This is a genomic window from Kitasatospora sp. NPDC089509 (assembly GCF_044749365.1).
In the GTDB taxonomy this organism is placed as follows: Bacteria; Actinomycetota; Actinomycetes; order Streptomycetales; family Streptomycetaceae; genus Kitasatospora.
This window is the reverse complement of the sequence record NZ_JBIVHS010000002.1, coordinates 141,343-155,401: the sequence shown is the minus strand read 5'-3', so window position 1 is coordinate 155,401 and position 14,059 is coordinate 141,343. Positions and strand designations below refer to the sequence as shown.

Annotated in this window: 14 protein-coding genes; 6 read left to right on the top strand and 8 right to left on the bottom strand. The window is 75.6% G+C overall.

Translation table 11 applies throughout. The features are described 5' to 3' along the window. The first annotated feature begins 38 nt into the window (after nucleotides 1-38). The 4 genes from ACIP4P_RS04275 (at nucleotide 39) to ACIP4P_RS04260 (ending at nucleotide 4,845) form a co-directional block, all read left to right on the top strand. On the top strand, nucleotides 39-1,508 hold the full coding sequence (locus ACIP4P_RS04275) for an amidase (protein ID WP_400914612.1): 1,470 nt from the start codon (nucleotides 39-41) through the stop codon (nucleotides 1,506-1,508). After that, the gene (locus tag ACIP4P_RS04270; protein ID WP_400914610.1) at nucleotides 1,505-2,716 is read left to right on the top strand and encodes an MFS transporter; all 1,212 of its coding nucleotides are present in this window, start codon (nucleotides 1,505-1,507) and stop codon (nucleotides 2,714-2,716) included. The genes ACIP4P_RS04275 and ACIP4P_RS04270 overlap by 4 nt, the downstream gene beginning before the upstream one ends. A gap of 135 nt (nucleotides 2,717-2,851) precedes the next feature. Further along, entirely contained in the window at nucleotides 2,852-4,159 is a 1,308-nt protein-coding gene (locus ACIP4P_RS04265; protein ID WP_400914608.1) for a PQQ-binding-like beta-propeller repeat protein, read from the top strand. A gap of 50 nt (nucleotides 4,160-4,209) precedes the next feature. After that, nucleotides 4,210-4,845, top strand: a complete 636-nt coding sequence (locus ACIP4P_RS04260; protein WP_400914606.1) for a uridine kinase — start codon at nucleotides 4,210-4,212, stop codon at nucleotides 4,843-4,845. Here ACIP4P_RS04260 and ACIP4P_RS04255 read toward each other — a convergent pair. The 5 genes from ACIP4P_RS04255 to ACIP4P_RS04235 form a co-directional block, all read right to left on the bottom strand. Next, nucleotides 4,793-5,647, bottom strand: a complete 855-nt coding sequence (locus ACIP4P_RS04255; RefSeq protein ID WP_400914603.1) for a DNA-formamidopyrimidine glycosylase family protein — start codon at nucleotides 5,645-5,647, stop codon at nucleotides 4,793-4,795. The two genes, ACIP4P_RS04260 and ACIP4P_RS04255, sit on opposite strands and share 53 nt — an antisense overlap. Nucleotides 5,648-5,697: 50 nt before the next feature. Next, entirely contained in the window at nucleotides 5,698-6,186 is a 489-nt protein-coding gene (locus ACIP4P_RS04250) for a universal stress protein (RefSeq protein ID WP_400914600.1), read from the bottom strand. Nucleotides 6,187-6,354: 168 nt separating this feature from the next. Further along, entirely contained in the window at nucleotides 6,355-7,323 is a 969-nt protein-coding gene (locus ACIP4P_RS04245) for a zinc metalloprotease (protein WP_400914598.1), read from the bottom strand. Between the two features lie 108 nt (nucleotides 7,324-7,431). Beyond that, a complete protein-coding gene (locus ACIP4P_RS04240) occupies nucleotides 7,432-8,145 on the bottom strand; it encodes an AAA family ATPase (protein WP_400914595.1) in 714 nt (237 codons plus the stop codon). Between the two features lie 133 nt (nucleotides 8,146-8,278). After that, entirely contained in the window at nucleotides 8,279-9,205 is a 927-nt protein-coding gene (locus ACIP4P_RS04235) for an LLM class F420-dependent oxidoreductase (protein ID WP_400914593.1), read from the bottom strand. A 142-nt stretch (nucleotides 9,206-9,347) separates the two neighbouring features. On the opposite strand from ACIP4P_RS04235, the gene ACIP4P_RS04230 reads away from it, so the two are divergent. Next, entirely contained in the window at nucleotides 9,348-9,701 is a 354-nt protein-coding gene (locus ACIP4P_RS04230) for a DUF6401 family natural product biosynthesis protein (protein ID WP_350516663.1), read from the top strand. Nucleotides 9,702-9,744: 43 nt separating this feature from the next. Here ACIP4P_RS04230 and ACIP4P_RS04225 read toward each other — a convergent pair whose 3' ends face one another. Further along, the gene (locus ACIP4P_RS04225) at nucleotides 9,745-10,551 is read right to left on the bottom strand and encodes a hypothetical protein (RefSeq protein WP_400914590.1); all 807 of its coding nucleotides are present in this window, start codon (nucleotides 10,549-10,551) and stop codon (nucleotides 9,745-9,747) included. Between the two features lie 310 nt (nucleotides 10,552-10,861). On the opposite strand from ACIP4P_RS04225, the gene ACIP4P_RS04220 reads away from it, so the two are divergent. Beyond that, nucleotides 10,862-11,569, top strand: a complete 708-nt coding sequence (locus ACIP4P_RS04220) for an alpha/beta hydrolase (RefSeq protein ID WP_400914587.1) — start codon at nucleotides 10,862-10,864, stop codon at nucleotides 11,567-11,569. A gap of 25 nt (nucleotides 11,570-11,594) precedes the next feature. Here ACIP4P_RS04220 and ACIP4P_RS04215 read toward each other — a convergent pair whose 3' ends face one another. Together ACIP4P_RS04215 and ACIP4P_RS04210 are read right to left on the bottom strand one after the other, a co-directional pair. After that, nucleotides 11,595-12,830: a (5-formylfuran-3-yl)methyl phosphate synthase gene (locus ACIP4P_RS04215; RefSeq protein ID WP_400914584.1), complete on the bottom strand. Its 1,236-nt coding sequence runs from the start codon at nucleotides 12,828-12,830 to the stop codon at nucleotides 11,595-11,597. A gap of 129 nt (nucleotides 12,831-12,959) precedes the next feature. Beyond that, a complete protein-coding gene (locus tag ACIP4P_RS04210) occupies nucleotides 12,960-13,937 on the bottom strand; it encodes a hypothetical protein (protein ID WP_400914582.1) in 978 nt (325 codons plus the stop codon). Between the last annotated feature and the right edge of the window lie 122 nt (nucleotides 13,938-14,059).

Here is a 14,059-nt window from a genome sequence, read left to right as displayed (position 1 = left end):
AACCTGACGACCTGAGGACTTGGGAGAACGGAACAACCATGTCAGCCCTCCATGACCTGACGCTGGCCGAGCAGGCGGAAGCCGTCCGCGCCCGCGCCGTCTCACCGACCGAGCTGGTCGACCACCACCTGCACCGGATCGCCGAGCTCGACGGCCTGCTCGGGGCCTACCGCACGGTCGACGCCCCCGGCGCCGGCCGGACCGCACGGGCGGCCGAGGCCCTGCTGCTCGCCTCCACCGGAACCGACGGCGGCGACGGCCTGCCCCCGCTGCTCGGCGTACCGCTGTCGGTGAAGGACACCTGGCCGGTCCGCGGCCTGCCGTTCACCGCCGGCTCCGCCGCCTTCGACGACCGGATCGCCCCGGCGGACGCCACCGTGGTCGGCGCCCTGCGGACCGCCGGCGCCGTCCTGCTGGGCACCACCACCGCGGCCGAGTTCGGCTGCTCCTCCTACACCGAGACCGCGCACGGCACCGCCCGCAGCCCGTACGGCCCCGCCCTCGGCGCCGGCGGCTCCAGCGGCGGCGCCGCCGTCTCGGTCGCCGCCCGACTGGCGGCCGGCGCCCTCGGCAGCGACGGCGGCGGCTCGGTCCGGATCCCCGCCGCCGGCTGCGGGGTGGTCGGCCTCAAGCCCAGCCGGGGCCGGGTCACCCCCGCCCCCGGCACGGACGCCTTCGGACTGGCCACCGCCGGCCCGCTGGCCCGGACCGTGCTGGACGCCGCCCTGCTGCTGGACGCGATGGCGGGCAGCACCCCGGGCGACGCCGGCACCCTGCCCGCCCTCCCCGCCGGACACTTCCGGGCCTGCGCCGAACGCGAACCCGGCCCGCTGCGGATCGGCGTCCTGCCGCCGGCCGACGGCTGGCACCCCGAGGCCGCACTGGCCTGCCGGCGCACCGCCGAACTGCTCCTCGACCTCGGCCACCACGTCGAGGAGGCCCCGCCGACCGACCCGGACGAGTACCTGCCCGACTTCACCGTGCTGTGGAGCGTGCTGGCCGCCGCCGTCCCGGTCCCACCCGAACGGGAGGAACTGCTGCTGCCGCTGACCCGCTGGCTGCGCGCCCGCGGCTCCGCCCACGACGCCGTCCGGCTGTACACCGCGACCGCCTCGCTGACCGCCACCGCCCGTGCGGTCTGCCACCGCTACGACCGCTACGACGCGGTGCTCAGCCCGACCACGGACACCCCTCCGCTGCCGGTCGGCTCCCTGGTCGACCCGGACTCCCCGGAACGGACCTTCACCCGGATGCTCGCCCTGACCCCGCGGACCCCGCTGGCCAACCTCACCGGCCGACCGTCGATGAGCCTGCCGCTGCACTGGACACCGGACGGGCTGCCGATCGGCGTGATGCTCACCGCCCGGCACCACCAGGAGGGCCTGCTGCTCTCCCTCGGCGCCCAACTGGAACGGGCCCGGCCCTGGCATCACCACGCCGCCCGGCAGGAAGCCCTGCTGGAGCAGGCCCGCCGGGCGTCGGCGCGGACCGGGCAGGTGGCCCGGTGAAGCGCGGCCAGCTGGCCTTCCTGACCGGCACCCACATCGTCAACGACCTCTACCAGGGCGCCGTCCCCGCGCTGCTGCCGTTCCTGATGTCCGAACGGCACTACAGCTACACCGCCGTCTCCGGCATCGCGCTGGCCGCCGGCGGACTCTCCAGCGTGGTCCAGCCGCTGTTCGGCCTGCTGGTCGACCGCCGCCGCCGGGACTGGCTCATCCCGGCCGGGTTCCTCACCGCCGCAGCGGGCATCACCGGCGCGGCCCTGGCCGGCAGCTACCCGCTCACCTGGCTCTGCGCCGCCCTGGCCGGGATCGGCATCGCCGCCTACCACCCGCCCGCCACCGACCGGGCCCGGGCCGCCGGCGGACGCTCCCAACGCGCGATGAGCCTGTTCTCGGTCGGCGGCACCCTGGGCGCCTCGCTCGCCCCGGCCCTGGTCACCCTGGTGGTCGGCTCCTACGGCCTGGCCGGCGGCTGGCTGCTCGCCGTCCCGGCCCTGGTGACGGCCGTGCTCTGGGCCCTCCGGACCCGGCAGCGGCGCCCCGATCCGCAACCGACGGCCGTCCCCCGGACCGTCACGACGAGCGCGCAGCCCGACGACTGGCGGGCCTTCGGACGCCTGGTCGCGACCATCATCGGCTGGTCGATCCCCTATGTGACGGTCACCTCGATGCTCTCCCTGCACATCCAGCGCGACCTGCACGGCTCGACCGGGCTCGGCGCCACCGCCCTCACCCTGCTCACCCTGGCCGGCGCGGCCGGCACCCTGCTCGGCGGCTGGCTGGGCGACCGCAGCGGACGGCTGACCCCGATCCGCACCGGCTACCTGCTGGCCGTCCCCGCCCTGGCCGCCGTGGTCCTCGCCCCCTCCACCACGGTCGCCGTGATCGGCGCGACGGCGTTCGGACTGGCCATGTTCCTGCCCTTCGCCCCACAGGTGACCCTCGCCCAGGACTACCTGCCCACCCGGCCCGGCACCGCCTCCGGACTCACCCTGGGACTCGCCATGTCGGTCGGCGGCCTCGCCGCCCCCCTGCTCGGCCGACTGGCCGACGCCCACGGCCTGCGCACCGCGCTCACCCTGGCCCTCGCCGTCCTGGCCGTCGCCGTCGCCTGCGCCCTGCGGCTCCGCGACCGGATCCTCCCGGACCACCACACCGAGGCGGAGCCCACCCGGGCCCCGGCCGAAGCCGCCGCACCCAGCGGCCGGTAACCCCACAGCCGGCCGGCCGACGCCACACCGACGGCACCCGATGGTTCGAGCGCCGTTCGATATCCTCCCGGCGGGTGGTGGCATCGGGGCCGCCGGGGTGGAAGCGAGAAGTGCGTGAAGGCGTCCGAGGGGCCCGTGCGGGAGTCCGCGTGGGAGTGGGACGGGGAGGCGGACGGCGCGGGCGAGGCGTCCGCGGACGTGCTCGGCGGGGGCCGGGGCGAGGGTGACGGCCCGCGGCGGCCGAGCCGGCGCGGTCTGCTGGTCGGCGCCGGGGTGCTGGCGGCCGGCGGGGCGGCGTGGGCGCTGAGCCGGACGGGCGACGACCGGACGGTGCCCGGCCCGGAGCAGCCGAAGCCGACCGCGCTGTCCGGGCCGACACCGCTGTGGACGTACCGGGGACCGCAGCAGATGACCATCGGGCGGATGGTCACCCTGCCGCAGCGCCCGGTGTTCCTGTCCAAGGCCGGGCTGCAGGTGCTCGACCCGGCCACCGGTGAGCCCCGGCGGCTGGTGGCCTTCGACCCGCCGCGGCCCGCCGACTTTCCGGCCGGCGTCGAACCACCGCTCACCACCGTCGTGTTCGGGCCCGACCAGTTCTTCACCGCCGCCTCCAAGGGCCACCTCGACGCCCACCACCTCACCGATCCCGCCGCCGACTGGAGCCTGCCGCTGCCCGCGGAACTGCCCGGCCAGGTCCAGCTCCGCTGCCTGGAGAACGGGGTCCTCTACGGCTCCACCTGGCAGCTGCCCCGGGCCGACGCCCCCGTTCCGGGCACCCGGCTCTTCGCCCTGCGCGTCGCGGACCGCGCCCTGCTGTGGACCGTCACCGCCGACCACCAGGATCAGCCGGTCGCCGCCGCCACCCGCAGCACGCCCCACCTGCTGGCCTGCTCCCGCACGACCGGCGACCGCGCCGAGCTGGTGGCCCGGGACGCCGACACCGGACGCGAACTGTGGACCGCGCCCGCCGCGGACGGCCTGTCCTTCTGCACCGCGAACGGACCGGACCTCCTCGTCCCGGACGGCACCGGCGGCGTGCGCCTGCTGGGCCCCGACGGCAGGCCGGGCTGGACCCACGCCCCCGCCCGGGGCGAGTCCTGGCGGGCGATGCCACCGGTCGCGGCGGGCCCCCGGGTGTTCGTCCCGCACGACGACGGCACCGTGGCCTGCATCGACACGGCCACCGGCGCGGTGCTCTGGTCCCGCAAGCTGCCCTTCCTGCTGGACACCCGCAGCCGCCCGCTGTTCGTCGACGGCGTCGACACGCTGTACGTGCCGGGGCCGGCCAGCGGCGGGGTCGTCGCACTCCACGCCGCCACCGGCGAACCGGTCTGGACCTTCCGCGACTCCGGCCCGGGCCGGGACGTCTGGACCGTCTCCACCGACCGGACCTCCCTCTACGCCGGACACGACGACGTCCTGCACGCCCTCCCGCTCGGCTGATCCCCGACCGCCCCCTCCGACGGACCCCGCGCAACCGGCAGGATGGCCTGGTGCAGGTACACCCGATCTCCCCCGACAAGCTGGCCGAGCTGCTCGCCGACCGGATCACCGCGCTGCCCGGCGCCGGCGAGCGCCGGCTGCGGATCGCCGTGGACGGCGCCGGGCCCGCCCGCCCCGAGCTGCTCGCCGACGCCCTGGTGGAGCCGCTGCGGCTGCGCGGCCGCCCCACGCTGCGGGTCTCGGCCGCGGACTTCCTGCGCCCGGCCTCGATCCGGCTGGAGTACGGCCACCAGGACGCCGACGCCTTCCACGACCTCTGGCTGGACGACGGCGCCCTGCTCCGCGAGGTGCTGGACCCGCTGGAGCCGGGCGGCAGCGGCCGGGTGCTGCCCTCGCTGCGGGACCCGGTCACCGACCGCTCGACCCGCGCGCCGTACGTCCAACTCCCGCCCGGTGGCGTGCTGTTGCTGGACGGTGCGCTGCTGCTGGGCCGCTGGCTGCCGTTCGAGCTGACCGTCCATCTCGCGCTCACCCCGGCCGCACTGGCCCGCCGCACCCCGGCCGACCGGCAGTGGACGCTGCCCGCCTTCGGCCGCTACGAGGCGGAGACCGGGCCGGCCGAGGCCGCCGACCTCACCGTCCGGGTCGACGACCCCCGGCACCCCGCCCTGGTCGAGCGTTCGTGAGGGCCTCGCCCGGGGCCGGTCCGCGTTGGCAGTAAGGGCACCAGAACACCGCCCGGTCGCGCGGCGCCTCGCCCTGGCGTCCGGTCAGCACGGGTGTGACGCAGCGCGGGCAGGGCCGCCCGGCCCGGCCGTAGACCCAGTGCCGGTAGCCGGGCCTGGTGTCGCCGGTGGTGATGTGGCCGGGGCGCAGCTTGTTGGCCTCCAGCATCTGCCGGGCGCGCTCCACCAGCCGGTCGGGGTGCGGGACTTGACCGACCTCGGTCCACGGGGTGACGCCCGCGACGAAGCACAGTTCGTTGGCGTAGACGTTGCCGATCCCGGCCAGGTTGCGCTGGTCGAGCAGGGCCTCGACGAGCGGCCGGGAGGGGCGGGCGAGGAGCCGGCGGACGGCCTCGGCCGGGTCCCAGTCGGGGCCGAGCAGGTCCGGGCCGAGGTGGCCGACGGCCCGGCCTTCGTCGGTGGTGCGCAGCAGTTCGACGACGGGCAGCCGGTAGCCGACGGCGGTGCCCTGGTCGGTGCCGAGGACGGCGCGGATCTGGTGGGCGGGGCCGCCGGTCCACCGCTCGCCGGGGCGGTAGACCTCCCAGTGGCCGTCCATCCGCAGGTGGGTGTGCAGGGTGAGGCCGCCGTCGAGGCGGGTCAGCAGGTGCTTGCCGCGCGGGCGGACCTCCAGCACCCGGCGCCCGGCGAGGGCGGCGGTGGCGTGTGCGGGCACCCGCAGCTCGGCGCTGGTCAGCAGCCGGCCGGCGAGGGCCTCGTGCAGCCGGGCCGCCACGCGGTAGATGGAGTCACCTTCTGGCATGACTCCATTCTGGTCCGCGTGGCGGCCCGGTGCGGCACCGCCCCCGGCGGCTACTGGGCGCCGTCCCCGTCGCCGTCCCCATCCTCGTCGCCGCCCTTGACCTGGCCCTCGCGGACCACGACCACCGGGCAGGGGGCGTGCTCGGTGACGTGGCGGCTGACCGAACCGAGCAGCACGCCGGAGAAGCCGCCGAGGCCGCGGCTGCCGACGACCAGCAGCGCGGCGCCCTTGGCGGCCTGGAGCAGGGCGCCCGCCGCGTTGCCCGGCATGACGGTCTCGACGATCCGCACGCCGGGGTCGGCGCCGGCCACCTTGGCGACGGTCTCGGAGAGGGTCCGGCCGGCGAGTTCCTCCGGGTTGAAGGACTCCTCGGAGGGGGCGGCCGTGCCGCCCCAGCCGTAGAAGGCGGGGTACTCCCAGGCGGCGACGGCGGCGACCGTCCCGCCGACGGCCTTGGCGTAGTCGATCGCCCAGCGCAGCGCCTGCTCCGAGGCGGGCGAGCCGTCCACGCCGACGACGATCTGGGGATTGGCGGTCATGCGGTGTCTCCTTCGGTTTGCTCCTGCTCGGTCCCGACCCGCCAAACTTAGAGCGAATCGGACAAATGACCGCTGTTTGCCACGCCGCGCCCGGCGTTCCGCGTTCAACTCGGGGTCGGGCCGGGCGTGTCGACCTCGGGCCGCGCGGGCCGGAGCTCCACTGATGGGTCAACTGCGGTAGGCCGCCCAGGAGTTGGACATCCGCTGGACCTGCCCCGGGGTGAACTGGTGCATGCAGGAGTCGTAGCTGTAGTCCATGAAGTTGTGGATCGGGTCGAGTCCGCCGCCCGGGCAGCTGTGCCGGCCCTCGGGGCAGCCGTAGGCGGGGCTGCGCTCGGGCGGGGTGTCGTCCACGTAGTCGCCCGGGCCCAGGCAGCCGCCCTGGAAGGTGTGGAACAGGCCGAGCCAGTGGCCGGTCTCGTGGGTGGCGGTGTTGCCCTCGTTGTAGTGGGTGGCGGGGCCGCCGGGCAGCGAGTCGTCCAGGACCACCACTCCGTCGTCGGCCGGGGCGGAGCGGTAGGCGTTGGGGAAGGTCGACCAGCCGAGCAGGGACTGGCCGGGGTGGACGGTGTACAGGTTGAGGGTGCCCTGGTCGCCCTTGCGCAGCGCGCTCTTCATCGCCTGCTCGGCGGCGGAGCCGGGGATCATGCCGTTGTACCAGTCGGCGTCGTCGGTCCAGTCGGTACCGGCCAGCTCGAAGTGGAACGGGGTGGTGGCGTTGCCCTCGCCCTGGCCGCCGTAGGTGGCGTTGAGGTGGTCGAGCTGGGCGGCGACCGCACCGCCGTCCAGCCGGCCCGCGTCCCCGGCGTGGATCACGTGGACGTACACCGGCACGGTGGTGGGGGTGGCGGCCAGCGGGACGTGGGCGGAGCCGAGCTCGGCGAGCCGGTGGTCCAGGTCCGCCTGCATCGCCCGGGCCCGGTCGGCGCTCACCGCGTTCGGGTCCCCGGCCACCGGGCTGCCGGCCGGCTTGCGCGCGGCGGCGTCCGCCGGGGCACCGGCTCCGTCGCAGACGGCCGCCACCGCGCGGTGCGGGGCGGGCGCGGCGAACTGGCTCAGACCGGCCGCGGCGACCAGCGCGGCGGCGCAGGGGAACAGGCGGGGGGCGCGCGAACGCACCCGGGCAGTACGGCGCATCGGCGCTCCTGTACGGGGAAACGGGAGGATCGGGGGTGCTGACGAGGGGTCGACCGCCCCTCGGGCCCGCCCACCGGCGACCGGCGCCCGGCGCGGACCCGCCCGAGACTACGACGCGGTGAAGTCGATCTCCCGCAGGGCGCGCGCGGCGGCCCGGTCGAGTACCACGGCCGACGCACAGCCGGCCGGCGGCCGCGCCCCGGCCCCCGCTCCCGCCCCATCTCCCGCTTCCGCCCCCAGCAGGAGGCGGCGCAGCCGGGCGGCCGCGGCCCGGTGCCGGGCGAAGGCGTAGCGCGACACCCACCGCCCGCGCCGCCGCTGCCCCGAGCGGGCCTCGGCCGGGTCGGCGTCGAGCAGCAGCAGGTGCACCCGGCGGCCCTGCCCGGCCGCGACGCGCACCAGCCAGGCCCGGACCACCGGCAGGGTGCCGCAGTCGTGCACCGCGAGCGGCCCGCCGTCCAGCACCGCCCGGCGCAGCCGCCGGTAGTGGACGAGCCGGGCGAGCGGGCGGTACAGCGCATACGGGAGGCGGCCGGGCAGCCGGGCCGCGTACTCCTCGCGGACCAGCTGGGAGTCGACCAGCGGGGCCCGGACGCAGCGGCGCATCAGGGTGCTCTTGCCGCTGCCGGGCAGTCCGGTGACGACCAGCAGGTCACCGGCCGGGTAGTGCAGGGCAGTCGGACCGGGGCCGCGCAGCTCGTGCACGCCGGTCCGGACGGTGAGCGCCCGGCCGTCCCCGGCGGCGCGGTCGGGGCGGCTCCCGGCAGGGCCGGGCGGCGGCACCCGTGGCACCGCCGCCCGTGGTGTTCGTGCGCCCGTCACCGGCCCTCCGCCCGCCGCATCCGCTCCCGTTCCCTCCCAAGGAGCATCGCGTATTACCAAGGGCAAGTAAAGACCCCTGGTCAGAGCAGGCGCGATCGCCGGTGCGGGCGCGATCGCCGGTGCGGGTCGGGGGTCAGCCCAGCTGCGGGGCGACCCGGGAGGCGATCAGCTCCAGGTGGTCCAGGTCCGCCAGGTCGAGCACCTGGAGGTACACCCGCCGGCTGCCGACCGCCGCGTACCGGCCGAGCTTCTCCACCACCTCGTCCGGGGTGCCCGCCAGGCCGTTCTCCTTCAGCTCGGCCACCTCCCGGCCGATCACGGCCGCCCGGCGGGCCACCTCGGCGTCGTCCCGGCCGACGCAGACCACCAGGGCGTTGGAGTAGACCAGCTCGTCGGCCGAGCGGCCGGCCCCCTCGACGGCGGCCCGGACCCGGCCGAACTGGGCGGCGGTGTCGTCCACCGAGGCGAACGGCAGGTTGAACTCGTCGGCGAAGCGGGCGGCCAGCGCCGGGGTGCGCTTCGGGCCCAGGCCGCCGACCAGGACCGGGATGCGCTCCTGGACGGGCTTGGGCAGCGCGGGCGAGTCGGTGAGCGTGTAGTGCTCGCCGGTGAAGGAGAAGGTGTCGCCGAGCTTGGTGCGCCACAGCCCGGTGATGATCTCCAGCTGCTCCTCCAGCCGCCCGAACTTCTCCTTCGGGAAGGGGATGCCGTAGGCGGTGTGCTCGGCCTCGTACCAGCCGGCGCCGAGGCCGAACTCGACCCGGCCGCCGCTCATCGCGTCGACCTGGGCGACCTGGATCGCGGTGACGCCCGGCAGCCGGAAGGTGGCGGCCGTCATCAGGGTGCCGAGGCGGATGGTGCTGGTGTCGCGGGCGAGGCCGGCCAGGGTGATCCAGGCGTCGGTGGGGCCGGGCAGGCCGTCCACGTCGCCCATCTTCAGGTAGTGGTCGGATCGGAAGAACGCGCTGAAGACGCCGAGTTCCTCGGCGGTGCGGGCGACCTTCAGGAGGGTGTCGTAGCTCGCGCCCTGCTGGGGCTCGGTGAAGATGCGGAGATCCATGGCGCCCATTCTGGTACGGAGCACCGGATCGTGAACGCAGGGAACCGGCCATGCCACGGAACGTTCCGAAGGTGGCCAAGGTCTCAGCACGGAAGCGTCACGCCCCGGCCTGCCCGCCCGGCCGCTCGCCTACCGTGGACGGATGTTCGCGACCCCCGACGAGTCCTTCCGGCGCTCCCCCGACGGCCCGGCCGGCTGCCCGCTGCCCGGCATCGTGGCCGCCTTCACGCCCCGGCTGGCCGAGTTCGCCTTCGAGCCCGGCTTCGTCGCCGCCGTCGACCAGCACGCGGCGATGCTGCGCGAGCTGCTGTACGCGCAGGGGCCGGAGCTTTCGCCCCGGCCCCTGGACCGTGAGGAACTGTCGGACTACGCGCTGGGTTTCCTGGACGCGCTCACCGAGATCGGCTGGCGGGAGCCGGTCGGCTACGACTACGCCGTGACCCGGCTGACCGCGATCTGCTGGCTGGTGCGCGAGCAGGGCCTGCTCGCGGTCTGAGCGGCGGCCGCCCCGGTGGGGGCCGCCGCCGCTGCAGGTGCGGCTACCTCGGCCGGTCGCCCTCGATCCCCGGGGTCGGCGGGTTGCCCGGGCCGGTCTGGGTGGTCGGCCGGACCGGCTGGTTGCCCAGCGCGTCGGACCGGCCCGCCTGGTAGGAGGTGCCGCGCAGCCGGGCGCTCTCCTGCTCGGCGTTGTTCAGCCAGCGGTCCCAGCGCTGCCGCATCGGCGTGATCAGGCCGCCTCCGACGCCGACCACCAGCACACCGGTGATCGTCGCCAGCGCGGCGATCAGCACCGGACCGGTGATCGCGGTCGCGATCCCGGCCTGGCCGAGCGCCGCGATCACCCCGAGCCCGACGATGAACGCCCAGGTCAGGGTGGACACGGTGCGGCCGTACGAGGCGCCGGAGAGCGCGTTGCCGACGATGTCGCGCACGCCGTTGGCGATGGCCATCGCGACCACCACGATCGCCACCGCGACGATGCCCCTGGGCAGCCAGGCCACGATGCTGTGGATCATCACGCTGATCGGGTTCGGGCCGAAGACGCCGAACGCCAGCTGGAGCGCCATCAGCAGGATCGCGTAGTAGACGATCTTGCAGATGATGCCGGTCATGTCGTATTTCGAGCCGCTCAGGTAGCGGGCCATTCCGGCCCGCTCGGCGACCTTCTCCGAGCCGACCCGACGCAGCACGCGGTCCAGGAGCCGGGCGATCGCCTTGGCCACGATCCAACCGATGACCAGGATCGCCAGGAAGGCGATGAACTGCGGGATGACTTTGGCGATCTTGCCCCAGGCCTGGGTGAAACCCGACCCGAAGTCGACGGAGAGTGCGAGCTGCTGAGCCACGGAGTCCTCCACTCGGTGACACGGCGCCACGAGCGGCGCCGGCGACCCCCCACCCTTCGTGGATAGCAGCACCCCGGCCGGACCGCGCGCGCCCGAATGTCCGGGATGGTTCCGTCGGGTGAAGACCCGGGCCGACCGTCCACGTACAGTAGCGGTCCGGACCGCGGGGGGAACGGGGGTCACGGCGACGGAACCGGAGGGTGCGAAGGTGAGCGGAAGCGGTACGGGTACAGGTACGGGCACGGGCGCCGGGACGGGCGCCGACGCCGGAACTGGCACTGGCACTGGCACTGGCACTGGCACCCACAGGGTGCTGCACTGGCGGGTGCGCCCCGCGGCGGCCCGGGCGGCCGTCCTGGTCCTGCACGGCGGCGAGGAGCACAACCTCGCCCGGCCCCGCCGTCTCAACCTCCCGCTGCTGCGGATGCACGGCTTCCTCCGCGCCCTCACCCGGGACACCGCGGACGCCGGCGTCGCCATCGGCACCGTCCGCTACCGCCACCGCGGCTGGAACGGCGACCGGGCCGACGCCGCCCAGGACGCGTTCGCCGCGCTCGACGAACTCACCAAGACCCTCGGCCCGGTCCCCACCGTGCTGGTCGGCCACTCGATGGGCGGCCGCGCCGCCCTCCGGGCCGGCGGCCACCCCACGGTGACCGGACTGGTCGCCCTCGCCCCCTGGTGCCCCGCCGAGGACCCCTGCGACCACCTCGCCGGCCGCGACGTGCTGTTCCTGCACGGCGACCGCGACACCGTCACGCTGCCCGCCGACACCCGCGCCTTCGCCGCCCGCAGCCGTGCCGCCGGCGCCCGGGTCTGCGGCTACACCGTCGCCGGCAGCGGCCACGCCATGCTCCAGCGCATCCCCGACTGGCACCGCGCCACCAGCCGGCTGACCACCGCCCTGCTCGGCCTCCACCCCCTCCCCGCCGAGGCCGCCTCCGCCCTCGCCCTCCCGGCCGCCTCCCCCGAGGCCCTCACCCTCCCGCTCCCCCGCCAGCCCCGCACCGCGCCCTGACCTGGACGCGCCCGGGCGCACCGGGTCAGCCGAGCGGGGTCAGGTCGCCGTGCGGGGTGGTGAGGTAGGCGGGGAGGTCGGGGTGCCGCTTCAGCAGGGTGGCGAGGTCCTCGGTGCCGGCCATCGGGGGCGGGACCAGGAGGTGGCCGCGCTGCTCGGGCGGGACGAGGCCGCGGACGAGCGCGCTGCGGACGGTGCGGCCGTGGCGGGTGGCGCCGCCGTGGGCGAGGGCGCTGACGCCGCCGCGGGCGGACAGCTGGTCGAGGGCGGGGACCAGCCGCCAGAGCTGCTGGGCCTGGTGGCTCTGCAGGGAACCGGCCAGATTGGCCTCCAGGCCGTGGTCGTGGCAGAGGTCGACGAAGGCCCGGATCTCGTCGAGGGTGAGGATGCCCGCCCGGGCCAGGCCGTGGGCGTCGGTGTCGTGGCGGTCGAGGTCGACCAGTTCGGTGCTGCCGGCCGTGGAGACCAGGCCGATCCGGGCGACCTTGAGCAGGATGCTGGTGTCGAGCATGATCGCGTCGGCGCCGGCCGCGGCGCTCGCCTCGACCATGGCCCGGATCGCGGTGCGGTCGGTCCGGCGGGCCCGGGTGAGGCCGTAACGGTCGTGCGGGAAGGGCTCGTTGACGGCGACGAAGGTGCCGCGGGCGGTGTCCGGCAGGCCGGCGGCGGCCGCGTGCTCGGCGAGGTCGAAGGCGCCGGGGGTCTCCGGGCCGCAGGGGTAGTACTCGCCCAGGCCGACCAGCGCGCGGCGGACCTGCGGGAGGGTCTTGCGGGCGTCCCACAGGTCGAGGTCCTGGGCGAACAGCACCGCCATCACCCGGGTCGCCGAGAGGCCGTCGGCCCGCCGCACGGTGGCGACGATCTCGCCCAGCACCTCGCCGGCCTCGGCGGCCATCATGCCGTCCAGTCCGACCTTGACGATCCCGCAGGGGTGCACCCGGGTGCCCATCGCGAGGGCGACGCCCAGGGCGGCCTGGGCCGCCTTGCCGACCTGCTCGTAGGCCGACTTGGCCACGGCCAGGCCGTTCTCGGCCCGGCGGTAGAGCAGCTGGTCCTCGCCGATGTTGGTGCTGAGCTGCACCGGCAGCTCCCGGCGGGCGGCCAGCACCGCGTCCGCGATGTCCATGATCCGGCGCGGCTTGATGGTGCCGAGGGCGCTGCGCGGGTCCTCGCTGTCGATGATCCGGGCGCCGCCGAGCACCGCCTCGCGGGCCTCCTGCGGCCCGAACACGCTGACCAGCAACCGTCGATCGGCTTCCATGCTCCCCCACCCCTGCGGCTGTTCACGATGCGTGCCGGTCACGCTAGCGAGGGGTGGGGGTGGGACGGTCCGGTCGCTCACTCGTTCGGGTGAATGCGTTCGATTCTGCCGCTGCGGCGGCCCGCCGTCCTACTCGGCCTCGGGCACCCGGCCGGCCAGCAGGGCCCGGCCGAGCGGGGTGGGGCGGTGGGTGACGGTGCGGCCGGTCCGGTCCTTGCTGGTGAGGCCCGACTCGGCCAGCACGGTGGCATGTTCGCTCGCGGAGGCGGTGGAGATGTCCAGCACGGCGGCCAGGTCCTTGGTGGAGCAGGGCCCGTGGGCGGCGATGGCCTCCAGCGCGGCGGCCCGGGTGTGGCCGAGCAGCGCGGTGAGGGTGCGACTGGGAGTGGGTTCGACCTCGGGCTGCAAGGGGCCGCCGATCCTCGCCGGGTAGAGGAGGACGGGCTGCTGCCGGGGGTCCTCGAAGCGGGCGATGACGGGACGGCGGGGGCCGAACACACAGGGCTGGAGCAGCAGTCCGCGGCCGTCCAGCCGGATGTCGTGCCGGCAGCCGCCGGCCAGCGGGAAGCTGAGCACCGGGCGGCGCCAGGACAGCGCCGGGTGCAGCGAGCCGAGCACCTGGTCCGGTTCGGTGATCCTGCGGCGGCGGCCGTGCTCGGTGGTGACGATGGTCTCGATCTGCCGCCGGTACGGGTCGATCGCGCGGGTCTGGTAGTCCGCGGTGACATTGCCGAGCAGCTTCCTGGCCCGCTGGTCGCCCGCCGCCACGCCGCGCGCGAAGGCGCTCAACTGCCGCACCCCGCCCACCGATCGCAGATGGTCGCGGAGCGGCTCGGGGGGCGCCTCGGCGGTCGCGCTCTCGGTCGCGCCGGGATCGCGGCGGACCGCCAGGAACTCCGGGATCGCGGTGGGGGTGTAGAGGTCGAAGAGCAGCGCAGTACGCGGGTTCCAGGAGGCCCGCAACCGGTTGCGCCACTCCAGGAAGCGCGGATCGCAGCGGCCGCTGACCAGGCCGTGCACGCTGAGGGACAGCTCCATCGACATGTCCGGGCGCTCCGCGACCCGGATCCGGTCCAGGTCGTCCGTTCCGAAGAAGATTCGCAGCACGAAGGTGATGGTCGCCCCGGAGACGCCCCGGCCGCAAGACTGTTCGGCGAGATCCGAATCCATCGCCCGACGGGCGCGTCCCCGGCAGACTCGGAGGACCGGCGGGCGACCCCGGCCGGGGT

Bases quoted from the DNA above. Each gene is read 5' to 3' on its own strand.
- ACIP4P_RS04275 (WP_400914612.1), top strand. From the start codon at position 39: ATGTCAGCCCTCCATGACCTGACGCTGGCCGAGCAGGCGGAAGCCGTC.
- ACIP4P_RS04255 (WP_400914603.1), bottom strand. From the start codon at position 5,647: ATGCCAGAAGGTGACTCCATCTACCGCGTGGCGGCCCGGCTGCACGAG.
- ACIP4P_RS04250 (WP_400914600.1), bottom strand. From the start codon at position 6,186: ATGACCGCCAATCCCCAGATCGTCGTCGGCGTGGACGGCTCGCCCGCC.
- ACIP4P_RS04245 (WP_400914598.1), bottom strand. From the start codon at position 7,323: ATGCGCCGTACTGCCCGGGTGCGTTCGCGCGCCCCCCGCCTGTTCCCC.
- ACIP4P_RS04235 (WP_400914593.1), bottom strand. From the start codon at position 9,205: ATGGATCTCCGCATCTTCACCGAGCCCCAGCAGGGCGCGAGCTACGAC.
- ACIP4P_RS04230 (WP_350516663.1), top strand. From the start codon at position 9,348: ATGTTCGCGACCCCCGACGAGTCCTTCCGGCGCTCCCCCGACGGCCCG.
- ACIP4P_RS04215 (WP_400914584.1), bottom strand. From the start codon at position 12,830: ATGGAAGCCGATCGACGGTTGCTGGTCAGCGTGTTCGGGCCGCAGGAG.